Annotated in this window: 19 protein-coding genes and 1 tRNA gene; 15 read left to right on the forward strand and 5 right to left on the reverse strand. The window is 46.7% G+C overall.

The window, feature by feature from the left end; all coding sequences use genetic code 11:
- Positions 1-6: 6 nt before the first annotated feature.
- The 4 genes from ACWB0I_RS12825 to ACWB0I_RS12840 all read left to right on the forward strand — a co-directional run bounded on the left by ACWB0I_RS12825 (position 7) and on the right by ACWB0I_RS12840 (position 3,116).
- A complete protein-coding gene (locus tag ACWB0I_RS12825; protein ID WP_479388466.1) occupies positions 7-906 on the forward strand; it encodes a bifunctional enoyl-CoA hydratase/phosphate acetyltransferase in 900 nt (299 codons plus the stop codon).
- Between the two features lie 14 nt (positions 907-920).
- On the forward strand, positions 921-2,000 hold the full coding sequence (gene buk, locus ACWB0I_RS12830) for a butyrate kinase (protein ID WP_479388467.1): 1,080 nt from the start codon (positions 921-923) through the stop codon (positions 1,998-2,000).
- A 250-nt stretch (positions 2,001-2,250) separates the two neighbouring features.
- Entirely contained in the window at positions 2,251-2,679 is a 429-nt protein-coding gene (locus ACWB0I_RS12835) for an OsmC family protein (protein WP_479388468.1), read from the forward strand.
- A gap of 101 nt (positions 2,680-2,780) precedes the next feature.
- Positions 2,781-3,116 carry an Hpt domain-containing protein gene (locus tag ACWB0I_RS12840; protein ID WP_479388469.1) on the forward strand — a complete coding sequence of 112 codons (336 nt, stop codon included), beginning with the start codon at positions 2,781-2,783 and terminating at the stop codon, positions 3,114-3,116.
- 492 nt (positions 3,117-3,608) lie between these two features.
- Here the strand turns inward: ACWB0I_RS12840 and ACWB0I_RS12845 are convergent, their stop codons facing one another.
- From ACWB0I_RS12845 to ACWB0I_RS12860, 4 genes are read right to left on the reverse strand one after another with little or no spacing between them, the layout of a single operon-like run.
- A complete protein-coding gene (locus ACWB0I_RS12845; RefSeq protein ID WP_479388470.1) occupies positions 3,609-5,774 on the reverse strand; it encodes a nitrite reductase in 2,166 nt (721 codons plus the stop codon).
- Entirely contained in the window at positions 5,761-6,414 is a 654-nt protein-coding gene (phsC, locus tag ACWB0I_RS12850) for a thiosulfate reductase cytochrome B subunit (protein WP_479388471.1), read from the reverse strand. The genes ACWB0I_RS12845 and phsC overlap by 14 nt, the downstream gene beginning before the upstream one ends.
- Positions 6,411-7,334, reverse strand: a complete 924-nt coding sequence (locus tag ACWB0I_RS12855) for a hypothetical protein (protein WP_479388472.1) — start codon at positions 7,332-7,334, stop codon at positions 6,411-6,413. The genes phsC and ACWB0I_RS12855 overlap by 4 nt, the downstream gene beginning before the upstream one ends.
- Positions 7,335-7,352: 18 nt before the next feature.
- On the reverse strand, positions 7,353-7,796 hold the full coding sequence (locus ACWB0I_RS12860) for a MerR family transcriptional regulator (protein ID WP_479388473.1): 444 nt from the start codon (positions 7,794-7,796) through the stop codon (positions 7,353-7,355).
- 1,080 nt (positions 7,797-8,876) lie between these two features.
- Between ACWB0I_RS12860 and ACWB0I_RS12865 the strand changes: the two genes are divergently transcribed.
- The 8 genes from ACWB0I_RS12865 (at position 8,877) to ACWB0I_RS12900 (ending at position 17,171) form a co-directional block, all read left to right on the forward strand.
- A complete protein-coding gene (locus ACWB0I_RS12865; protein WP_479388474.1) occupies positions 8,877-9,485 on the forward strand; it encodes a (2Fe-2S)-binding protein in 609 nt (202 codons plus the stop codon).
- 15 nt (positions 9,486-9,500) lie between these two features.
- Positions 9,501-11,795, forward strand: a complete 2,295-nt coding sequence (locus tag ACWB0I_RS12870; protein WP_479388475.1) for a xanthine dehydrogenase family protein molybdopterin-binding subunit — start codon at positions 9,501-9,503, stop codon at positions 11,793-11,795.
- 14 nt (positions 11,796-11,809) lie between these two features.
- On the forward strand, positions 11,810-12,802 hold the full coding sequence (locus ACWB0I_RS12875; protein ID WP_479388476.1) for an FAD binding domain-containing protein: 993 nt from the start codon (positions 11,810-11,812) through the stop codon (positions 12,800-12,802).
- Between the two features lie 6 nt (positions 12,803-12,808).
- A complete protein-coding gene (locus tag ACWB0I_RS12880; protein WP_479388477.1) occupies positions 12,809-13,630 on the forward strand; it encodes an XdhC family protein in 822 nt (273 codons plus the stop codon).
- The gene (locus ACWB0I_RS12885) at positions 13,599-14,237 is read left to right on the forward strand and encodes a nucleotidyltransferase family protein (RefSeq protein WP_479388478.1); all 639 of its coding nucleotides are present in this window, start codon (positions 13,599-13,601) and stop codon (positions 14,235-14,237) included. Before ACWB0I_RS12880 ends, ACWB0I_RS12885 begins: the two co-directional genes overlap by 32 nt.
- A gap of 111 nt (positions 14,238-14,348) precedes the next feature.
- Positions 14,349-14,888, forward strand: coding sequence for a flavoprotein (locus ACWB0I_RS12890; protein ID WP_479388479.1), 540 nt, complete (start codon positions 14,349-14,351; stop codon positions 14,886-14,888).
- 79 nt (positions 14,889-14,967) lie between these two features.
- On the forward strand, positions 14,968-16,518 hold the full coding sequence (gene gpmI / locus ACWB0I_RS12895; RefSeq protein WP_479388480.1) for a 2,3-bisphosphoglycerate-independent phosphoglycerate mutase: 1,551 nt from the start codon (positions 14,968-14,970) through the stop codon (positions 16,516-16,518).
- Between the two features lie 569 nt (positions 16,519-17,087).
- Positions 17,088-17,171 (forward strand) — tRNA-Leu (locus ACWB0I_RS12900).
- Between the two features lie 163 nt (positions 17,172-17,334).
- On the opposite strand, the gene ACWB0I_RS12905 is transcribed toward ACWB0I_RS12900, so the two are convergent.
- On the reverse strand, positions 17,335-18,657 hold the full coding sequence (locus ACWB0I_RS12905; protein WP_479388481.1) for an NCS2 family permease: 1,323 nt from the start codon (positions 18,655-18,657) through the stop codon (positions 17,335-17,337).
- Positions 18,658-19,140: 483 nt separating this feature from the next.
- On the opposite strand from ACWB0I_RS12905, the gene ACWB0I_RS12910 reads away from it, so the two are divergent.
- From ACWB0I_RS12910 to fumC, 3 genes are all read left to right on the forward strand, one after another.
- Positions 19,141-20,010: a fumarate hydratase gene (locus ACWB0I_RS12910; protein ID WP_479388482.1), complete on the forward strand. Its 870-nt coding sequence runs from the start codon at positions 19,141-19,143 to the stop codon at positions 20,008-20,010.
- Positions 20,000-20,584, forward strand: a complete 585-nt coding sequence (locus ACWB0I_RS12915; RefSeq protein WP_479388483.1) for a FumA C-terminus/TtdB family hydratase beta subunit — start codon at positions 20,000-20,002, stop codon at positions 20,582-20,584. Before ACWB0I_RS12910 ends, ACWB0I_RS12915 begins: the two co-directional genes overlap by 11 nt.
- Positions 20,585-20,671: 87 nt before the next feature.
- A complete protein-coding gene (gene fumC / locus ACWB0I_RS12920) occupies positions 20,672-22,057 on the forward strand; it encodes a class II fumarate hydratase (protein ID WP_479388484.1) in 1,386 nt (461 codons plus the stop codon).
- Positions 22,058-22,597 lie beyond the last annotated feature (540 nt).

Below are 22,597 nucleotides of genomic sequence, written 5' to 3' on the forward strand. Positions count from 1 at the left end.
CTTGCCATGTTGAAAAGCTTTAAGCAGTTACTGAACCAGGTTTCAAAAATGGAAACACGAAAAATTGCGGTGGCCATGGCACAGGATTCTGAAGTATTATTAGCCTTAAATGCTGCTTATTCAGCCGGATTGGGCGAAGCCATTTTGGTGGGCGACAGACAGGAAATTATTAAACGGGCCGAAGAAGAGCATATTAATGTCAAAAATTTTGAAATTGTTGATGTGAAAGAGGAAAAAAAATGTGTTAGAGAGGCGATCGAAATCGTTCGCTCTGGAGAAGCTCAGGTGATTATGAAGGGGCTGTGCAGCACGGCCAATTTTTTAAAAGGTATTTTAAATAAAGAGTACGGATTACGGGCAGCTGAGGTGCTTTCGCATCTGGCCATTTTTGAGAGCCCGAATTATCCAAAATTATTGTTTATGTCAGATGCCGCCATGAATATTGCGCCGGATCTTAAGACCAAAATTGCCATTACGAACAACGCTATTCGGGCAGCCCATGCTCTGGGTTACAAACGGCCCAAAGTAGCTTTGCTGTCTGCTGTGGAAAGAGTAAATGCCGAAAATATGCCTTCATCGGCTGAGGCGGCCATCATGGCTAAAATGGCCGAAAGAGGACAATTGGGAGAAGCCATTGTCGATGGTCCGCTGGCGCTGGACAATGCACTTTCGGCTAAGGCTAATCAGATAAAAGGTTTACAATCTCCGGTAGGGGGCAAGGCCGATATTTGCATTGTGCCCAACATCGAAGCCGGAAACATTTTTTACAAGTTGATGACCATTTTAGGTAATGCCCTGGTGGCCGGAATTATTTTAGGGGCAGCCGTTCCAGTTGTTTTAACATCCAGGGCGGATTCCGAAAACGCCAAGTTTCTTTCCATTGCCACAGCACTGGCCGTAAGTTAACAGGGAGAAAAACGATGAGCGAAAACAAAGAACCGTTGATTTTGGCCATTAACCCCGGATCAACCAGTACCAAAATTTCTCTGTACCAGGGCGAAGATGAAATCTTTACAGAAAATATTGCTCACAAAATTGAAGAACTGGCCCGTTTTAATCGGGCATCTGATCAGGATTTGTACCGCATGGAGCTGATCATACGCTTTTTGCGCGACAAAAAAGTAAATTTGAACGAGATTGCAGCCGTGGTCGGTCGGGGAGGACTGGTACGCCCCATAGAAGGTGGAACTTACATTGTAACCGAACAGATGGTGGCGGATTTAAAAAAGGGGATCATGGGTGATCATCCCTCCAATTGCGGGGGCCTGATTGCCTATGCCATCAGTAAAGCGCTTGGTTGCCAGGCATTTATTGTCGATCCTGTGGTGGTGGATGAATTGCAGGATTTAGCCCGAATTTCGGGAATGCCGTTGATCCCCAGAAAAAGCATCTTTCATGCTTTAAATCAAAAAGCGGTTGCCCGCGAAACGGCCAAAAAATTGGGTAAAAAATATCAGGAATGTAATCTGATTGTGGCGCACATGGGAGGTGGCGTTACAGTAGGGGCCCATCACAAAGGAAAAGTTATTGATGTTAATAACGGTCTGGATGGCGATGGCCCTTTTAGCCCGGAACGCAGCGGCGGGGTGCCGGTGGGCGATCTGGTCAAAGTGGCCTTCTCCGGAACCTATACCTATCAGGACATGAAAAAGCTGATTAAAGGTCATGGCGGCATGGTGGCTTATCTGGGAACTCATGACCTGCGCGTGGTGGAAGATCGCATTGACAAAGGCGACAACGAGGCAAAATTGATCTTTGAAGCTATGGCCTACCAAATTGCCAAAGAAATTGGCTCCCTGGCAACGGTCCTTTTCGGAAAGGTGGATGCCATTGCCCTGACAGGAGGAGTGGCCAAAAGCAAACGTTTTGTGGACCTGATCAGGAAACGCGTTTCTTTTATTGCTCCCATTTATGTTTTTCCGGGTGAAGAAGAAATGAGGGCCCTGGTTTTGGGAGCTTTACGTGTTTTGAGAAAAGAAGAAGAAGCAAAAGTGTACTAAAAGCCCCGCACCGCAAAAAATGTCCCTTTACGGAAAGCGCAACATCAAAATTAATTTGCTAAAATGGGGGAAGCATGCATTACATATTATTTACTTTAGGCGGAGCCATTGCCGGTTTTTTTATCGGTCGGTTTATGTCAAAATCGGGTTTTGGTTGCCCCCTGATTTGTGACCCGAGAATAAGCACTATCTATTTTGCGTTAATAGGTTTGTTTTTGAGTATTAGGTAAACAAAGAAGAAAGGAATACTATGGCGACACAAGTTAAAGGTAAAGTGGTTCATATCAAAGGCGTAACTTTTAATGGTATTACGGATTCCAACCACTGGGTGGTCATGGACGGCCCGCCTAAATTTGGCGGTGAGAACGGCGCTATTCGCCCCAAGGAATTGTTGCTACTTTCGTTGGCTGGTTGTACGGGTAGCGATGTGGCATCCATTCTAATTAAAATGCGCCAGAAATTTCATCGTTTTGAGGTCCATGTGGATGCCGAAATGGCCGATGAACACCCCAAAGTTTACACCAAAATACATCTGACCTATAAAATTTGGGGCGAAGTAAATGAGCAAAATCTGATCAAAGCGATTAACCTTTCCCAGGATATTTATTGTGCCGTAACCGCAATGCTGAAAAATTCTGTAAATATTACCCACTCCTATGAAATAAATCCACAAGAATAGAGAAGAATGAGCAGATGGAATTCCCATTTGCTCATTTTTTATTAAATTTTTTCAAATATTGTCGAGAACAAGTAAAAATGTTTAATCAAAGGAAGTTTCCAATGGAACAAAAAGTAATTGATTGGGAGACGGCGATTGAACGCTTAGGGGGCGATAAAGAATTTCTAATTGAGCTTCTCAATGAATTGGTTGAACAAATCGACCAGAGTTTACCAGAGCTTAAAGCGGCCATTGAACAACAAAATTTTGCGGAAGTGCGCTCCCTAGCCCATGGTCTGAAAGGCGCAGCCGCGAACCTGGGGGCGGATAAGATTTCTGCCAGGTTTTACGAGCTGGAAATGATGGGCAAAGAAGAGAAATTGGATGGGGCGCTGGATCAATTCGATAGTATTTTACAACTCAAAAAGGAATTAAAAGCAGAATTGAATAGCGTTTGATTGCACACTAGTCCCATGTCCCATGTTTATGTATTAGAGCAGCAGTGCCGCAACGTAACTCGAGCTTCAGCTCGAGACTTTTATAAGGGCGAAATGACAGTCAGTGAGGCTTCGTGCCGAGCGTCATTTCAAATACCGATCCTCGGGGACAGGCCAGTCTGGCAGCACCAGCCTGACAGGCCCGTCTGGCAAGGCTCAGCCTGACAGGTCTGGCCACCGGACAGGCCATTCAACAATTCAACGATTCAACCAATCAACAATTCAACAGTTTTACTTCCTCACTCTGCACAAAAATTTTCGCATCCCGCTTTTTTGGCGGGAATAGATCTTTTAAGGGAAGTATTCTAATCGCACTTCGCTCCTCTCCATTCAATCATTCGACTAATCAATTATCGATTCATTAAACGATGGAAAAAGATTTTACACGTTAAAGCGTTAGACCTTTCAAAGGAAGTATTTTAAAAAGCCCCGATTGTTCGGGGCTTTCTAGAGTTAATTGCTGTGTCGGCTGCTCAATAATTTAAGCTCCGGCAAGTTGGTTAAATCTTTGATGCGTTCTTTGGAATAACCAAGGGCTTGAAAATCTAGGATGCCGTTGGGCGTATGGCATTCCTGGCAAGTACGACCTTCTTCGGTGATTCCATGGTTAACCATTAACGTCCCCATCTGGCGCATCCAGTGCGGCTCCACATGGACTAATTTGCCGTCTTTGACCGGATAGGTGGTGTGCCACTCATCAACTCCAAAGTAGCGCATAAACTCATCCATCATAAACTCTTTAAAGGGCAATTCGTACATCCTTTTAATAATGGGATTCTTGACCGCAGTGAGCACCGATAAGCGGGCATCACCGGTTTCATAATATGTTGGATAATCAAAGGGCAAAATCATGGCGCCAAAAGGCCCCTGGTTTGACATGTCTTCAAACATGTAGGCATTGAACAATTTAAAGGGATAAATTTTGCTCTGCCCCTTTCGCATTAAGGGTTTAATGTTTTTTTCGATCATTTCATTTCTCTTTTTTAACATTTCAGGAGAGAGCTGTTCTAGCGGGTGGGTGGCCAGATGGACATATTCCTCCACATTTAGATCCTTGTATGTTTTTTTCAGTTCAATCGCAGCTTTTCGAATAGCCTCAATGATTTGCGGATCATCGATAACCGCTAATTGCCTGTTGAGAGGATTGTAATGCCCCGGATTGGATGGATTATCACCAAGGGCATTGGCCAGAAAGGTGCCGTACCCATTAAACCACAAAAAGGTGAAACCGCGATTGGTTTCTCCAGATCGGTAGATATCGGTCGGCACGTACACACCTTCTTCTTCATTCCAGGTTGGATGTACCCAATCGCGTAAAACGACATTTTCTTTTTGCAATTTAGTAATATGACAGGTTTCACATGCAATGCGGTTTACATGCCCATTTAAGATTACGCGATATTTTGACTTTGTGTGTGGAGCAGAGGTGTGGCAGTTTTCGCAGGCTACTTTTTTGCCAGGTAAGTCATTGGAGACAAGGTCCACGCCCTTGTCTCCCCGCGGAATCTTGTGTCCTTCAGGAACATGGCAATCGGTACAAACTAAACCGGCTCTGGCATGCACGTCATCTTCCGGACTAAAGCCGGTGCCTCGTTTTGTTCCCACGTGAAGTAAGCGTTTGTGTTTGTAACCTAATTTTTTACCCGACTCGTTGTACTTGTAAACATCTCCACCCAAATCGTGCTGGTGGCAAAAGAGACAATTTTTGGCCGTCGGTTTGGTCACGGCCAGCGCAGCCTTCAAACTGCGGTCTTGATTCCAGCGTAATCCCCGCGCATCTTTAATGACATAGCGTTGATTCATGTCATAAGTCTGCGAATGGCAAATCAAGCAATCTACCCCTTGTTTGGCCTCTTCCGGAATGTCTCCCACAGGTAGCATTTTTTCTGTGGCGGGCTGATAATTCCCACCAATATGGCATTGGCCACAACCTTCACTGCGAATTTCAACTTCTTTTTTATGAGCAGGCCTGGATTTGACCAGAGCGGCCCAGCCTGTCCATGAAAAGCTACCTGGTATCCCGCAGGCCCGGTCGATTTTGCCCACCGGAATTTGATGGGAATTCGGAGCATTGACCTCCCGCCCATCATATCCGTAAATCGTAAATCCGGAAGATTTGCGCTGAAACAAAAAGTGGATCGAGTTCAACACATCATCCATCGTATTAACCACTTCCTTGCTTCCATCGGCATGGTGCACGGTCATTGTTGAATGACAGGTAAGGCAGGTTTTAGGCCCTTCATACTGTCTGATGCCCGCATCTCTGAAGTATTCAATGTGTTTGTATGACGTACTATTCATAAATGAAGGCGTATTCATCAACATATTCATGCGGATTTTACGCGTAAAAGGATTGGGCTCATCTTTAGTGATTTCCTTTGCTTTCTGTTCTCGTTCCTGATAGGTTATTTCGCGGGCAATGGCTTCAAACTCTGTGTCACTTACTTTAACGCTGTTGTCATAAGTGAGCGGTCCGTTTTCAACGCCTGTGTAGGCCTCAAAGAGTGGTTCGTACAACAATTTAAACAGAATGACAATCAACACGATTAAGGCTGCAACAAGAGCGGCCCATTTTACCGTTCGGTTTGCAAATAGTTGACTTAATTTACGCTTCATCATTTGCTCCTTTTTGTTTCCCTTCTGTGTGCAGAATAATATGGTATCCTTCAATCATGCTTTTAAAATTACTGGTTACAGTGTGGCCGGTAGTCCCGAGATAAATGTGGCCAATAGTAAAGAGTGTAAGAAAATATGCGACTACCACATGTAAAATGGCCATGGGCCAAAGTCCATCCATTCCCAGTATTTTTTGTGGGGCCAGCTCCGGAAATAACAGAAACAAACCAGAAATGATCAGCAAAGGCATCAGAAAAAACATGATCGAAATGTAGGTTAATTGCTGTAATGGATTAAATTTACTGTTCTCGCTGGCTTCATAGGGATGCGGCTCGCCACGGAAAATGCCAAACAGATAAAACCGAGTTTGGCGATAGATGCGTTTTGTTAAGCCCTTGAAATCAGGAATGTAATGTTTGCCATTCCAGGTTAACAGGTTTCCGATTAAAAAATCAAGGTACATAAATACAAGAAGAATGCCCGCTGTATTATGGACAAGTCTGGCTGTCTGTAAAGGGATAAGGGGATGGTCAAGGCTGGAGTAATGCATGCTGATCCCCGTCACAATAAGAATTAAATAGAGTGTGGCGTTGGTCCAGTGCCATATTCTTAACCATAATGGGTATAGATATATTTTTTTCATCTGCTTTGTCTCCTGTTTAAAATCCAGCGGCCTAAAGCATGGGCGAAAATCCCAAGCACTACCAGAATAAAAATAATGATGGATAGTTGATCGAGTAATGGATCTTTAGTCATGCCAACAATATAGGGCGTATTGAACATGAGGGTTTTTAAAAAGCCAATCTTTTGCCTGCTCTCAGAAGTTTTAAAACGGTACAGTTTGCTAAAAAGAATCGAGTTTTGCGTATGGCACTCTTCACATTTTTTTACAGATTGTGCTGAAGGCAAAATTTTATGGGAATAAACATCGGCATCAGGTGGCGTATGGCATTCAATACAGCGAACCGATTGCCAGTGTAACCGGGGGTTGGGTAGCCATTTATGAGCTATCAGCAAATCTCTGGGGGGCTCATCTGTTATTCTGGACAATTGCATCGGTGTGGCGTGACAATTTAAACAGATTTGATTATCTTTGCGCACCATGTTCTGAACGTTTGCGTCATGAACCGTTGTTTTAAAAGAATGAGGATCGTGGCAGTTAAAGCAGGTGAACTTATCGCCCATTTTTTTGCGGTGAATGCTCACATTAAATTCGGCTTCCCGTTGTTTAAATTTGAATGGCTTAAATTCTGTGTCTTCGTGGCAATCAGTGCAATACAAATTTTGGCTTCTGGCCTGTGTGGAATGAGGAAATTGAGCAAAACCAGGATTGTCGTGACAATCTGTACAGGAAAGCTCGCCATGATTGGAATTTTTGAACTGCAGCGAATCCACATAGAGATTCACAATAGCATTGGTGATGGAATCGCGATAGGAAAGTGTTTTCATAGAGTGGCATCGGAGGCAGTATTGGTTTGAATCTTCAGAAACAGCTAACAGTTGTGTGAAATTTATCAGCAACATACCGAACAGCATCATAATGGAAAAAGATTTTATGGACATACGCAGCATTCTCCTTTCTTACGATTTATCCTTGAGATATCTGGTAATGGTTTGTTTTATTTCGTTACAATAGAATGGTTCTCGGTAGATAGGACAATAGTAACAGTCTTTATCAGCACAGGGTTCAGGTCTGTTTTCCTGCGCCCAACATGGCCCCGAGGACTTTAAATAGGCTGGACAAGTCTGGTAAACATCTTTGGTACAATCTTCAAACATCAACCAGCAGGGGCGTAAGGCTAATAGTTTGCGGATTCCTTCGATATTTAATTTGTCTTCCACGATCATTTTACGAATGCAGGTCAAACGATCAATATCCCATTGTGAAAGCATACGATGGCCGGACTGGTTCTTTTTTAAAATAATCAGGCCCGAACGCTCGTACAACCGGATGGTGTGAACACTAATGCCTAACATCCTGGCTGCCACACCAATTGGGAAAATAAATTCTTCTTTAGACTTCATCGTTCTACCTTATATTTTAAAATAAATAAATACCTATATTTCAAAATATAGATAGCAATTTACATGCCAAATATTTTACATTGTAAAATAAATGTCGATTCCTGATAATTTAAGCTTTTTTGATAATTATGAATTTTCCGAAAATGGTGCGAATTACAATTTTCAGGAAAAAAAGGTTTCAATTTATTAAGACTGGGAAAGAGAATGGCTCAAATCACAGTGTTACAGGTCTGTTGTAAAGTCGTCTCCGATTATGAGATGCCATAGTTCTAAGGCAGCCAAGCCGCAACCAAAAGACATTTACACAGGAATTTAAGTAACCACAGAGCGCACAGAGAAGCATTTTTAAAGTAAAAATTACGAATGACGAATTACGAATTAATTTGCGAAGGGGCAACTTATGCCCAGGCGGTGAGTAACCGTGCCGGCATGTCATTCTGAGAATCCCTTACATTGGCAGACCATTCGAAAGAGCAATGTAACTCGTGCTTCAGTCCGCGACTTTATGAGGGCGAAGCATTTATGGCGAGCTTTTGTTTTAAAACCCATCCCCCCGGCCCTGTCCCCTTTAAAAAAGGGAAGGGGGAGTTATAATCTTTACAATGTAAATTTTGATTTTTAAATGTTCATCTACCCTAACTTTTGGGAAAGTTTAGTAAGAATGCAGCACAAGAATTTTCGCATCCCGCTGTGGCGGGATTAGATCTTTTGAAGGAAGTATTCTAAGCATCGGTTGGTTTAAAAGTGAAGCGACACGCCGAAATGGGTGTTGCTCTTTCCCTTTTTACTAAACCGGCCGCTCAAAAGGTGATTCCTTAAATGCCATGTTCGATTTCTGGATTCTTGTGATTTCCCTCTGGGAACAAGCTTTGTTCACTGCCGCTGATCAAATTTTCTGACAGCTCGTTTTAACCTCCTTCAACAGCGATTGTGATTTTTTTGTGACCACTCAATGGCATGTTTAAGTTAAAAAATAGTAGGAAAAACCGTTGTGTGAAGGAGGTAATGGTTTCAAAAAATTTGCAAATCCGCTGATTTTTTTCCATTTTACAAAAACAAAATTTTTTTGCAGGAGGTGTCATGTCCCAAAAACGTAACCCATCCTCCCTTTCCCGCCGTCAATTTCTTAAAGGCGTAGGCAGCGGAGTTGCCGGTAGCCTGGCTGCCAGTAAAATGGTAAAAGCATTGCCCATTGAGCCGCTAAAAGAGCAATTACCTCCTGAGGGACAGGTCTTCATTCAACTCCGTGTGAACGGAAGGAATTACGCATTGCACATTGAACCACAGAGCACTCTGGCCGAAGTATTGCGCGAACATTTAAAATTAACCGGAACCAAAATTGTTTGTAATCATGGTGAGTGTGGCGCCTGCACCGTTTTGCTCGATGGTGAGGCGATCTATTCCTGCCACATGCTGGCTATAGACGCGCAGAGTAAAGAAATTACCACCATCGAAGGGCTGTTGAAAGGCGAGGAACTCCATCCTCTTCAAAAGGCCTTTGTTAAAAAGGATGGTTACCAATGCGGCTTTTGTACGCCCGGCCAGATCATGGCGGCCAGGGCTTTACTCATTAAAAATCCTCATCCGACAAAAACAGAAGTTCTACAGGCCATGTCTGGCAATCTGTGCCGTTGCGCCGCTTATCCTAAAATTATCGATTCTGTTTTAGAAGCGGCCAAAGAAAATTAAGAGAAAGGGAATGTCATGGCCGAGGACAAAATCATTAAATCCAGATTCTTTTTTGAAGAGGAAGAAATTGAACAGTTAGCCGAAGTTTCGACCCGGAAATATCAACCCTGGCCCGGTAACAAAAGGCTGAAATATGTCGGCAAAGGTCTTCCCCGACTGGATGGTTACGATAAAGTGAGCGGCAGCGCTGTTTACACCTTTGACGTCAATTTGCCACGCATGGCTTTTGCCAGAATTTTACGTTGTCCCCATCCCCATGCCAGAATCAAAGCCATCGACCTGACGCAGGCCCAAAAAATAAAAGGCGTTTTGGGCATCTTAACGCATCAGAATGCTCCTAAAGTAAAATGGTACGGAACTTCCTACCTGTTCGATCCCCATTTACGCTACGAAGGCGACGAGGTGGCCTGTGTGGTTGCCGAAAGCGAACACATTGCAGATAGGGCATTGCAAGCCATCAAGGTCACTTACGAAATTTTACCGTTTGTGGTTGATGCCAGGCAGGCCTTAAAAAAGGAAGCGCCGAAACTTTACGAAGACGGTAATTTAGTGGGCGGGCAACCTCGCATTTACGAACGGGGGGATCTGAAAAAAGGTCTGGCAGAAGCCGACGTAGTGGTGGAACGCCAGTTCAGCACCCAGGTGGAAATTCACCATCCCACAGAACCTCATGGCAGCGTGGTAAACTGGGACGGTGATCAATTAACGATCTGGGATTCAACCCAGGGCGTCTTTTCTGTACGTCGAAGCATTGCTACGGCGCTGGGATTGCCGGAAAGCAAAGTACGCGTCATCAAAAAATACATGGGGGGCGGTTTTGGCTCCAAGTTAGAAGCCGGCAAATACACTGTAATGGCCGCTTTACTCTCCAGGCAAAGCGGTCGTCCGGTGCGCCTGACTCTGGACCGACGTGAGATGAGCCTGGCGGTTGGCAACAGACCGGATTCACATCAAACCTTGAAGGGAGCCGCTAAAAAGGACGGAACACTGACTGCTCTTTATTTAAAGAACATTGCCGCGGCCGGCGCTCACCCGGCCGGAACCGGTTGCGCCTGGCCAGTGCGCAGCATGTACGCCTGCCCAAATGTTAAAGTGGAAGAGTACGGGGCGTACATCAATGCCGGGCGGGCCAGACCCTTTCGTGCCCCAGGCCACGTCCAGGGTTTTTTTGCTCTGGAACAATTGATCGATGAACTGGCCGAAAAAGTGGGCATGGACCCGCTGGAATTTCGTTTAAAAAACTACGCAGAGCGCGAACCCAACTGGAACATTCCTTACACCAGCAAATTATTAAGAGAAGCCTACCTGAAAGGCGCGGAGGCCATCGGCTGGTCGCGCCGGAACCCGATTCCAGGCGCACAGGCGGGAACGGTAAAAACCGGCATCGGCATGTCTTCACAAATCTGGTGGGGCGGCGGTGGACCGCCGGCTTACGCCACTCTAAAACTCAACCGCGACGGCAGCCTGCAAATTATTGCCGGCAGTCAGGACCTGGGTACCGGAACCTACACCATTCTGGCCCAGGTAGCTGCCGAAGTGCTACAAATTCCTCCGGAGCGAATTGAAGTGATTCTGGGCGACACCGATGTGGCCCCCTACTGTGGTTCCAGCGGGGGTAGCACCACTGCGCCCTCCGTTTCTCCGGCTGTTCGCGATGCGGCTGAGCAACTGAAAGAGAAGCTCTTCTCCGCTGCTTCGGCTACTCTGAATGTTCCGCTAAACAAGCTGACTTTTGACGGGCAAACGTTTCGGAGCAAAGAAACGCAGAGCAAGAAAATAACGCTCAGTAAATTGATTCGTGAGCTACATGAAAACGTTTTGATTGCCGTTGGTAAACGGGAAGCCAATCCCGAGGGCTATGCCATCAATTCGTTCGGCGCTCAATTTGCAGAAGTGGCTGTAGACACAGAAACGGGCAAAATCACCGTCAAAAAAATCGTCGCTGCCTACGACCTGGGACGCGTTCTGAACCGCCAAACTTTAGACAATCAGATCCATGGCGGCATCATGCAGGGTCTGGGTTACGCCCTGTTTGAGGAACGCATCATGGATCGCAACACCGGCAAAATGTTGAACGCCAATTTGCACGATTACAAGATCCCCACCATCATGGAGACGCCGCGAATCGAAATCCATATCGTCAGCGAAAACGATGAACGAATCAGTAACACTGGGGTGAAAGGCGTGGGGGAGCCGGCTATGATTCCCACCCCAGCAGCCATTGCCAATGCCGTTTACAATGCCATTGGCAAACGCATGACCCATTTACCAATGACGCCCGATAAGGTACTGATGGCCTTGTGGAGTTAAGGCAGGGGGATAACATGAAACCTTTTGTTTATCATCAACCCAAAGACCTGGAAGAAGCCAGCGTTCTGGCCCAAAAAGGATGGCAACAGGCCGCTTTGTTCGCCGGGGGCACGGATGTGCTGGGCCTTTTGAAAGATGGAATTGAGAACCCCGCACATCTGGTTAACCTCAAATCGCTTAAGGGCCTGGATAACATCCAATTTTCCAAACAAAAAGGATTAACCATTGGTGCGCTGACCAAAATTGCTCAAATCGCCGGACATCCAGAAATTAAACAGTATTTTGGCGCGCTTTCCGAAGCCGCAGCCCAAACCGCTTCGCCCCAGTTACGCAACATGGGCACCGTTGGCGGTAATCTCTGCCAGCGCCCACGCTGCTGGTATTTTAGAGGGGACTTCCCCTGTCTGCGCAAGGGCGGCGACGAATGTTTTGCCGTTGCCGGAGAAAACAAGTACCACTGTGTAATCGGCGGCGGTCCCTGTTTTATTGTGCATCCCTCCGATCTTGCCGTTGCTTTGCTTTCCCTGGAGGCCGAGCTGACCATTGTTCGGAACAACAAACAAAGAAAGGTGCCCATCAGCCGCTTTTTCGTTTTACCGGAAGACGATCCGTACCGGGAGAACATTCTGCTGCCCGGCGAAATCGTTACTGAAATACACGTTCCATTTAAAGATCAGCATTGGGTAAGCGGCTATCTGAAATTTAAAGAGCGCGGAGCCTGGGATTTTGCCGTGGTTAGCGTAGCCGCCAGCTTGAAAATCAAGGACGGCCAGATTGAACAGGGTAGAATCGCCTTTGGGGGCGTAGCGCCCAAGCCATGGGAAGAATCAGAATTGAATGCCCGGTTAAGCGGTTTTCAGCTTTCTGATCAAAATCTGGAACGATTAAAACAAATGGCCCTGAAAGAGGCCGATCCCATGGAACAAAATGCGTACAAAGTACCATTGGCCAGAAATCTGATGGCCAGACTGATCAGACAGTTATTCAAATCTGCTAAGGAAGAGTAAAGTTCGATGGACGACATTTATCAATTAATCGCCGAAGCCCTTCAACAAAACCGAAACGGAATTCTTTTAACTGTAATCGATGTCAAAGGCTCTTCGCCGGGCAAGATGGGCGGGAAAATGGTGGTTTTCGCCGATGGTCAGCATGTGGGCACAGTAGGCGGCGGCCAGATTGAATTTATGGCCCTTCAGGAAGCCCGGGCTAACATGAACAAAAAGAGCGCCTGGCGCAAAAGCTACCTGCTGGCCGAAGATGCCGGCATGCTGTGCGGCGGGAAGCTGGAAATCTTATTCGAGCCGTTCGGTCAAAAAGAATCGTTGTACATCTTTGGCGCCGGCCATGTGGGCTCGGCCCTGGCAAAAATTGCTCCGCAGGCCGGTTTCTTTACCACCGTAATCGACAACCGCCCGGAATTTGCCAGCAACCAGCGCTTGCCTGCAGCGCATCGTGTTTTGTGCGGCGAATATGAGCAAGTTCTGAAAGATCTTGTTTTTAACGAGAACACCTACATTCTGGTGGTGACTCATGGCCATGGCTTTGATCAACTCATTGCCGATTATTGTTTACGGCAACCCTTCAAATATCTGGGAGTCATCGGCAGCCGTAAAAAAGCCAAAACCTTTTTTAAACAACTGGCCGAGGCCGGGCATTCTGAAGAACAGATCGAGCGTGTTTTCATGCCCGTGGGCTTTGACATAGGAGCAGAAACGCCATTTGAGATTGCTGTAAGTATTCTGGCTGAATTAATCGCCATCCGCTATGGCAAGCCGCTGCCCGAGCACTCCCTGAAGGCGAAAATTGCCAGAAAAAAGTTACCGACCGATGGATGAACGAGTTTCAAAATGGAGCGCGGTTATTCTGGCCGCCGGCCGTTCGCAGCGCTTTGGAGCGCCCAAAGTACTGCAAACCTTTAACGGCCTGCCCTTTTTAACCAAAATCCGTAACAATGTGCAGTCCGCCGGCATTCGGGAAATCTTCCTGGTTTTAGGCCACCAGGCACGCGAACTGATCTCCCGCTTGCCCGACGCCCAACAATTTAAGATGGTCATCAATCTCCAATACGACCTGGGGCAACTGAGCTCATTGCAGGCCGCTCTCAGAGAGGTGCCCGCGACGGTGCAGGGCGTTCTGCTCTGTCTGGTGGACCAACCCCATGTACCTGCCATGGTTTATCAGGAGCTGCTTAGCTCTGCTTTACAGCAACCGGATATGTTTTTGGTTCCTGAATATGAAGGCCGTGGCGGGCATCCCATCATTATTCCCGCTCTCTTTTTTCAAGAAATTTTAAACGCCGACGCACAACAAACCACTTTAAAAGACATCATGCGTAACCATGCGCAGCAAGTAAAAAGGATTCCTGTTTCTGAACCCGCCATATTAGAAGATATTGACACCAGAGAACAATGGATCGAATTGCAACAAAAATACAAAACCTGAAGCCTGACCTTAACGTCGGAAGCGTCCGGTGTTTTGTGAAATCTGTTGCACAAACCGACAAAAATCTCTATCTTTGAGCGATTCAATCACAAACCGGAAAATGGAGAGATCATGAAACTATTAATAGGCGTTACATCTTCCATTTCAGCCTATCGCATACCCAATTTAGTATCAGCGTTGCGTAAGGAAAATATCGAGATCAAAACCATTGTGACGGAAAAAGCCAAAGCCTTTGTGGCGCCACAGGCTCTGGCCGTCATGAGTCAAAATCCCTGTTACGACGATCAGGCCGAATGGGGAAACACGCAACGTGTTGTACACATCGAGCTGGCCAAGTGGTGTGATGCTCTGCTGATCGCTCCGCTCACGGCCAACACTCTGGCCAAGATCAGCCATGGGCTGTGCGACAATCTGCTAACCTCTACGGTTCGTGCCCTGGGCGCAAAACCATTGATTCTGGCGCCGGCCATGAATACGCGCATGTGGGAAAACCCCATTACTGCTCAGCAACTGGAACGGGTAAAGGAGTTTTACAACGTAACGGTGATTCCGCCCGTGGCCAAACGGTTGGCCGACGGCGACGAAGGCATGGGAGGGCTGGCCGAAGATGAAACTATTATTTCTACCATTTTAAGCCTTTTAAACCTATGAATTAAAAGGGAACCGTTTTTCGTTCAAAAGAAAAAAGATTGCGCCGAAAACGAAAAATCAAAAGGAAAGGAAATAGACGATGAGACCTGTAATGGTAATTGTAAGGGATGGTTGGGGGTACAACGAAAACCCCAAAGGGAATGCTGTTTTGGCTGCCAGAACACCCAATATCGACGCTTACAAAGAAAAATATCCCTGGACCTTAATCGAGACCTCAGGCGAAGCGGTTGGTTTGCCGCCCGGATTTCAGGGTTCCAGCGAAGTTGGCCATCTGAACATGGGCGCCGGACGCATAGTTATTCAGGAATTAAAGCGTATTGACGACGGCTTCAGAGATGGTTCAATCTTTAAAAATGAAAAATGGCGCGGGCTGATTGACAATTGGAAGAACAACCGTTCGCGTTTGCATCTGTTCGGCCTGCTGCAGGACGAAGGGGTCCATGCCCACATGGACCACATGTTCAAAATCATGCGTCAGGCGCGCAACGAATTTCCTGAAGGAGAAATCATCATTCATCCCTTTCTGGATGGGCGCGACACGCCACCGCGTAGCTGTCTGGAATACCTGGCCAAATTAGAGCGCGTGATGAATGAAGTCGGAAATTGCCGCATTGGTACGGTAATGGGACGCTACTACGCCATGGACAGATCACGCGACTGGAAATTGACCGACACAGCTTTTAATTGCATTGTCAATGCTCAGGGCCGCCGTTCAGAATCAGCCGTGCAGGCCGTTCAAGAAGCTTATCAGAATGACAAAACGCCGGATGGCGTTGATATGTTTGACGAATATATTCCGCCTTACGTGATCGGCGATTACGACGGAGTGCACGATGGCGATTCCGTCTTCCACACCAACTATCGCCAGGATCGCGCCATTCAGCTTTCCATGGCTTTTGTGGATGACAATTACCCCGGCCATCTGACACGACGGCCCAAAGTCGTCTATCTGGGCTTTACCCAATATTACGATGAGTTTCAAAATTACCTGATGGCTTCCATGACTTCATCCGGTAACATGAAAAACATTTTGGGCGAAGTACTTTACAGAGCCGGATTAAAGCAACTACGCATTGCCGAAACACAGAAATTTCGCCATGTTACCAGTTTTTTTAACGGTAAACTGACCACCCCCTTCCCGGGAGAAGATCAGGTTGAGATCAAAAGCACCATCGATCCGGCGGCCTACGCCAGCCACCCGGAAATGGAAGCCTACCAGGTAACGGACGAATTATTGAAACGTCTGGAAAACAATCCCTACGCTTTCATCCTGGTCAATTATGCCAATGGCGATATGGTGGGCCACACCGGAGATTTTGAAGCAGCCAAAAAGGCCATTGAAGTGGTCGATGAGTGTGTGGGCCGCGTGGTCGAACGCATGCTGGAACTGGATGGGCACATTCTAATTACCGCCGATCATGGAAATAGCGAACAGATGATCGATTACGAAACCGGGATGGTCAAAACCAGCCATACCACTTTTCCAGTAGAATTGATTTATGTGGCCAAGGATTCACCCGGCACAGCATTAAAGGACGGGGGCAAGCTTTCGGACATCGCGCCTACCGTTCTGAAATTATTGAACCTGGACATTCCGTCGGAAATGACCGCCGAGGTCTTATTGAAATAGGCGATCCGTAAATTCCAAGGCAGAGCACAGCCGCAACCTTTAAAACACCGCAAAGGGCACAAAGAACGCCCGCCCGTCTGGACGGTGCCCAGCCGGACAGGTCTGGCAACCGGATAGGCAATTAAGGTTTTAAATTATTTGCCCTCTCCCCCTTAATCCCCTTCTACCGAAAATCGGGAGAGGGGGAAATATTTCAGGTGAAGAGAATTTTCCTTACTTCGGATTATGTTCGAAATGAGGGCGTTGAAAGTCTCGAGTTGAAGCTCGAGTTGCGTTTGAAGCGGGAATTCGGAATGACACAGGGCACGCGGGCCTTTCCCCTTCAGGAATAACCTGCGGTTTCACAAAACAATTCGTAATTTTTAATTTTTAATTAAAATTACTTTTTAGCGTCCTTTGTGACTTCTCTGGTGCTCTCCATGGTTTTTAAATCCCCGCGGAAATGTTTTTGGGTTGTGGGCTAAAAGGATCTTTGCCAACAGACTGAACAAAAGGCAGCTGAAAGTTCATTTTTTTGGAACAAGGAATTGCTTTCGGGCAATTATTTTAATAAATTTGCAAACTGCAATGCGAAAGTGGCGGAACTGGCAGACGCGCTAGGTTCAGGGTCTAGTGGGCGCAAGCCCGTGGGGGTTCAAATCCCCCCTTTCGCACACCAAAGCCTCGCTTTTTGCGAGGCTTTTATTATTTTAATGGAATCGGTTTCTTCAAAGTGAACACAGCCCATTTTCCCACTAATTAATAATTTGCGGCCCGTGGTGGAATTCATGACTTTTTACAGAACACATCAAATTGTTTTCCCTTTAAATTCTGCAACTATTTGACAATCAGGGCCAGAATGGCAAACAGATCAATTGCCAATAAAGCCGGACTCACTTCCTGTCTTTTCCCGCTCAACAGTTTTACGACGGTCCAGCTTAGAAAACCCCAGATGATGCCCTGGGTAATGGAATAGGTAAGAGGAATCAAAATGAAACTGAGAAAGGCCGGAATGGCATCGTCGTAGCGGAACCAGTTGATTTTTGCCACTGGTTGCATCATAAAAACACCTACCAGCACCAGAGCCGGAGCTGTGGCAATAGTCGGTACAATGGACAACAGAGGCGAGAAGAACATAAAGGGCAAAAAAAACATGCCAGCCACAATGGCTGTTAGACCTGTTCTTCCACCTTCTTCAATACCGGTTGCCGATTCGATGTAACTGGTTCCTGAGCTGGTTCCAAAAAGACCTGAAATTAAGGTGGCAAAGGCATCGATAATTAACGATTGCTTGATGTTGCGCGGTTCGCCATTTTCGTCCAATAAGCGGCCCGCCTCGGCAACGCCGATGAAAGTTGACAAACTGTCAAACAAATCGGTAAATAAGAAGGCGAAAATAACCGGCACAAAGGCCAGCCGTAGCGATCCAGTCAGGTCCAGGCTGAAGATCAGTGAGAAATCCGGTGGGGAAACAAAGCCCTTCAATTCGACTAAGGTAGGCTGCCCAAAGAGGGCGCTGGCGTCGCCCCAGAAACGGCCGATGGGCCAGGCCAGTAATGTGGTAAAGACAATACCTAAAATCAAAGCGCCATGCGTGCGTCTGGCAACCAGTATCGCCGTAAAGAAGAGCCCTATCACAAAGGTTAATGTCACGCTGTTTAATGAGCCAGAGGTTAGAATGGTAGCCGGGCTGTGAACAATGAATTTGGCGTTTTCAAAACCGATTAAACTGATAAACAGACCGATGCCCCCAGCTAGGGCAAAACGTAATTGGCGTGGGATGGCCTTGACAATGTAGGTGCGAATATTGAACACAGAAAGCAGAATGAAAATAACCCCGGACCAGAAAACCGCACCCAGCGCGGTCTGCCAGCTGACGCCCATAGACAACACAACCGAATAGGTGAAAAAGGCGTTAAGCCCCATACCCGGAGCGATTAAAATGGGGTTTTTGGCGTAAAATCCCATGGCCATGCTGCTAAAAGCGCTGACTAACACCGTAGCGCTTAGCACTCCACTGAAAGGCATGCCACTTTTACTTAAAATAGCAGGATTAACAACGATGATGTACATGGACGCCAAAAAAGTGGTTAATCCGGCGATGATCTCATTACGAAGATTTAAAGTTTCGCCCTCAATGCAGAACCATTTTTGTAACATGCTTACCTCCCGGCTCTTGCTGTACAAAGATCATTTTAACAAAAATCGTTGTTCATTTCAAAACAATGCATGAAAGATGCGAATAAATGGGAGGATAGAGTAAATTCTTTAAAAGGTCTATCCTGCTAAAGCTACAAGGCTTAATCCTTAAAAAGTCCCGTAGGGAGGAAATAATCATAGCCCACCGCGTCAGCCGTGGGTAAATCAAAAACACAGAAAACGTAGATCGTCCTCTAAGGACGAAATAGGAAACCGTTTTAACGGTTTACGTTAAAGCAGTTCCCTACGCTTTTAGTTGCGGCTCCGCTGCCTTTGCAAATAATTTGTTACTCACTTAAAATAATTTCTTTACGCCCCTTGTGCCTTCTTAAATACCAATAAGCTCCGCAATGAAACCGAAGGCGCCTTCACAACAAATTGGCCTTTATTTTTTTATTTTGTAAATTAGTCCTAAAACATGCCAATTATTACAGGAGAAACGATATGGAACTAAAAGAAGCTTTCTTGGAATTGATTCGACGCGCTGCCACGGACCTGCCGCCGGATGTCGAAGCGGTATTGCAAAAGGCCTATCAGCAGGAAGAGGAACATACGCCGGCCAAAGAAGTATTTGCCACCATTTTAGAAAATGTAAAAATGGCCCGGGAAAAGAGCACACCAATTTGCCAGGATACCGGCATGCTCGTTTTTTACATCGACTACCCTGAAGGCGGCCGAGAAAAGGATTTCAGAGAGGCCATTGAATGGGCCACAGTACAGGCCACAAATAAACAATACTTACGCCCCAATGCCGTGGATCCGGTTAGCGGCAAAAATTCCGGTAACAATTTAGGTCTCAACGCGCCGTACATCCATTTTCATCAATGGGAGCGGGATGAGGTGCGCGTTCGCATATTGTTAAAAGGCGGAGGCAGCGAAAATGTCAGCACCCAATACAAATTACCTTATCCGGCGCTGAATGCCGGGCGCGATCTTAAGGGTGTTCGAAAAGTGGTCATTGATGCTGTAAAAAATGCGCAGGGCCTGGGATGCGCGCCTGGCACTATTGGAGTTGGTCTTGGAGGTGGACGCGATGTCTCCTATGCTCTGGCTAAAGAGCAATTCTTTAGAAAAATGGGAGAACGCAACCCAGATCCGGAACTGGCCCGCTTCGAAGAGCAGTTGCTCCAGGATTTAAATCAATTGCAGATTGGCCCCATGGGCTTTGGTGGAAAGATGACCGTTTTGGATGTTTTCGTTGGCAAACAGGCCCGACATCCGGCCACTTATTATGTTTCCATTGCCTATAATTGTTGGGCTTATCGCCGTAAAAGCATGATCATTAAAGATAGCGAGGTGCGCTATGAAGATTAATCTGAAAACCCCTATTTCCGAAGAAGAGATCAGAAAGTTAAAGGTGGGCGATACGGTTCTGCTTTCGGGCATTATCGTTACGGCCCGCGATCAGGCTCACAAATTGATGGTCGAAGAGAAACCCGATTTTATCCGTCCCTATTTAAAGGAATCCGTCATTTACCATTGCGGTCCGGTGGTGCGCAAAGACGAAAACGGCCAGTGGCAGTTTGTTTCTGCCGGCCCCACCACCTCTGCGCGTGAAGAACCTTACCAGTCAACGGTGATTGGAGAGTACAATGTGCGCGGCGTGATTGGCAAAGGCGGCATGGGCCCTAAAACCGCGGAGGGGCTGCAAAAGTTCGGCGCCGTGTATTTTCACGCGGTGGGCGGTGCCGGTACCCTCATTGCCAATCGCGTAAAAAAGGTGATCGATGTGTTCAAACTGGAAGAGTTCGGCACGCCGGAGGCCTTCTGGGTGATTGAAGTCAAAGACTTCCCCCTGGTAGTCACCATGGATGCCCATGGAAACAGCATCCACAAAGATATCCTCGAAAAATCGTCTAAAATTGCTGAACAACTGATTAACCAGTAATTTATTTCGTCTGGAATTTTTAACTCCTGTTCTGCATTTAAAAAGATGCAAAACAGGAGTTTTTTGTTTAAACAAAAGGGGAAGATCATGCGTAAGGAAAAAGACGCTCTGGGCGAAGTTCTGGTTCCGGAAAACAAGTATTACGGCGCACAAACGCAACGCGCTTCAGAAAATTTTAAAATTGGCAATGAAAAATTTCCCGAAGCGTTTATTCAGGCGCACGCCATGGTTAAAAAAGCGGCGGCCCGCGTCAACCACCGCCTGGGTTTGCTGGACGCGCAGCGTGCGCAGTGGATCGAGCAGGCGGCCGATGAGGTCATTGCCGGAAAATTCAACGCACACTTTCCGCTGGTTATCTGGCAGAGCGGAAGCGGAACGCAATTTAACATGAATGTCAATGAGGTCATTGCCAACCGGGCTATTGAGCTGGCCGGCGGGAAGATCGGCAGCAAAACCCCGGTTCATCCCAATGATCATGTGAATATGTCGCAATCAACCAATGACACCATTCCCACTTCCATGCACATCTCGGCTGTCCTTTCTTTAAAAAAAGAGCTCCTGCCCGAATTAAAAACCCTGCAAAAGGAGTTGGAGCGCAAAGCATCGGAATTTGCTGCTATTGTAAAAATCGGCCGTACGCATCTGCAAGACGCCACCCCACTTACCCTGGGCCAGGAATTTTCAGGCTATGCCGCCCAGGTGGAAATGGCCGGCGAGGCCATCGAAAAATGCCTGGACCATCTTTATGAACTGGCCATTGGCGGCACGGCGGTTGGAACAGGTCTAAACACCAAAAAAGGTTACGACCGGCTAATGGTGGAGGAGCTGTCCAAAATTACGGGCCAACCCTTTAAAGTGGCCCGCAATAAATTTGCCGCCCTGGCCGCTCATGATGCCATTGTGGAGCTTTCCGGGGCCTTAAAAACCCTGGGCGCGGCTTTAATGAAAATAGCCAACGACATCCGCTGGCTGGGCAGCGGTCCGCGCAGCGGATTGGACGAATTGATTTTACCGGCCAATGAACCCGGCAGCTCCATCATGCCCGGCAAAGTCAATCCCACGCAAAGTGAGATGGTAACCCAGGTGGTCTGTCAGGTGTACGGCAACGATCTGGCCATCGGTATGGCCGGTTCTCAGGGCAACTTCGAATTAAATGTCTTTAAGCCGTTGATGGCATTCGATATTTTGCAGTCCATTCGTCTGTTGAGCGACGCCTGCCGCTCGTTTAGGGAACGATGTGTCAGCGGCATTCAGCCAAACAAGAAGAAAATTGAGCAAAACCTGAAGAACTCGCTTATGCTGGTTACGGCTCTCAACCGGCACATTGGTTATGACAAAGCCGCCGAAATTGCCCTCAAGGCCTGGCGGGAAGACAAGACTCTCAAACAAGCCGCTCTGGAGCTGGGCTACCTGACCGAAGAGCAATTCGATGCCTGGGTTAAACCTCAGGAGATGATTGCGCCGGAAGAGTAAACCCGAGCCTCAATGAGCTAAGGAAGCAAAGCCGCAACCAAAATCAACCGCAGAGAGCACAAAGATTTCAAAAAAAATAAAATTTGTTGACATGTAAGGCGAAGACTCAGCAAAGCGGCACAATTCGCTCCCCCTTACCTTTGTTAAAAAAGGGAAGGGGGCCGGGGGGTTAGGATCTTTAACACAAAAATTTTCGCATCCCGCTAAGCGGGATTATAAGTTTTGAGGGAAGTATTCTAATGCACTACATCTTTTGAGAGAAGTATTCTAAGGCAGCAGAGCCGCAACCAAAATCAACCGCAGAGAGCACAAAGATTTCAAAAAAAATAAAATTTATTGACATGTAAGGCGAAAACTTAACAAAGCTGCACAATTTGCTCCCCCTTCCTTTCTTTTAATAAATGGAAGGGGGCCGGGGGGGTTAGGATCTTCAGCACAAAAATTTTCGCATCCCGCTAAGCGGGATTATAAGTTTTGAGGGAAGTATTCTAATGCACTACATCTTTTGAGAGAAGTATTCTAAGGCAGCAGAGCCGCAAC

The sequence above is a fragment of the Caldithrix sp. genome, from assembly GCF_056497305.1.

Excerpts from the sequence above, each read along its gene's own strand:
- ACWB0I_RS12835 (WP_479388468.1), top strand. The coding sequence starts at position 2,251 with ATGGCGACACAAGTTAAAGGTAAAGTGGTTCATATCAAAGGCGTAACT.
- ACWB0I_RS12865 (WP_479388474.1), top strand. The coding sequence starts at position 8,877 with ATGTCCCAAAAACGTAACCCATCCTCCCTTTCCCGCCGTCAATTTCTT.
- ACWB0I_RS12855 (WP_479388472.1), bottom strand. The coding sequence starts at position 7,334 with ATGTCCATAAAATCTTTTTCCATTATGATGCTGTTCGGTATGTTGCTG.
- ACWB0I_RS12890 (WP_479388479.1), top strand. The coding sequence starts at position 14,349 with ATGAAACTATTAATAGGCGTTACATCTTCCATTTCAGCCTATCGCATA.
- ACWB0I_RS12910 (WP_479388482.1), top strand. The coding sequence starts at position 19,141 with ATGGAACTAAAAGAAGCTTTCTTGGAATTGATTCGACGCGCTGCCACG.
- fumC (WP_479388484.1), top strand. The coding sequence starts at position 20,672 with ATGCGTAAGGAAAAAGACGCTCTGGGCGAAGTTCTGGTTCCGGAAAAC.
- gpmI (WP_479388480.1), top strand. The coding sequence starts at position 14,968 with ATGAGACCTGTAATGGTAATTGTAAGGGATGGTTGGGGGTACAACGAA.
- ACWB0I_RS12825 (WP_479388466.1), top strand. The coding sequence starts at position 7 with ATGTTGAAAAGCTTTAAGCAGTTACTGAACCAGGTTTCAAAAATGGAA.
- ACWB0I_RS12845 (WP_479388470.1), bottom strand. The coding sequence starts at position 5,774 with ATGATGAAGCGTAAATTAAGTCAACTATTTGCAAACCGAACGGTAAAA.
- phsC (WP_479388471.1), bottom strand. The coding sequence starts at position 6,414 with ATGAAAAAAATATATCTATACCCATTATGGTTAAGAATATGGCACTGG.
- ACWB0I_RS12905 (WP_479388481.1), bottom strand. The coding sequence starts at position 18,657 with ATGTTACAAAAATGGTTCTGCATTGAGGGCGAAACTTTAAATCTTCGT.
- ACWB0I_RS12880 (WP_479388477.1), top strand. The coding sequence starts at position 12,809 with ATGGACGACATTTATCAATTAATCGCCGAAGCCCTTCAACAAAACCGA.
- ACWB0I_RS12915 (WP_479388483.1), top strand. The coding sequence starts at position 20,000 with ATGAAGATTAATCTGAAAACCCCTATTTCCGAAGAAGAGATCAGAAAG.
- ACWB0I_RS12840 (WP_479388469.1), top strand. The coding sequence starts at position 2,781 with ATGGAACAAAAAGTAATTGATTGGGAGACGGCGATTGAACGCTTAGGG.
- ACWB0I_RS12860 (WP_479388473.1), bottom strand. The coding sequence starts at position 7,796 with ATGAAGTCTAAAGAAGAATTTATTTTCCCAATTGGTGTGGCAGCCAGG.
- ACWB0I_RS12875 (WP_479388476.1), top strand. The coding sequence starts at position 11,810 with ATGAAACCTTTTGTTTATCATCAACCCAAAGACCTGGAAGAAGCCAGC.
- ACWB0I_RS12870 (WP_479388475.1), top strand. The coding sequence starts at position 9,501 with ATGGCCGAGGACAAAATCATTAAATCCAGATTCTTTTTTGAAGAGGAA.
- buk (WP_479388467.1), top strand. The coding sequence starts at position 921 with ATGAGCGAAAACAAAGAACCGTTGATTTTGGCCATTAACCCCGGATCA.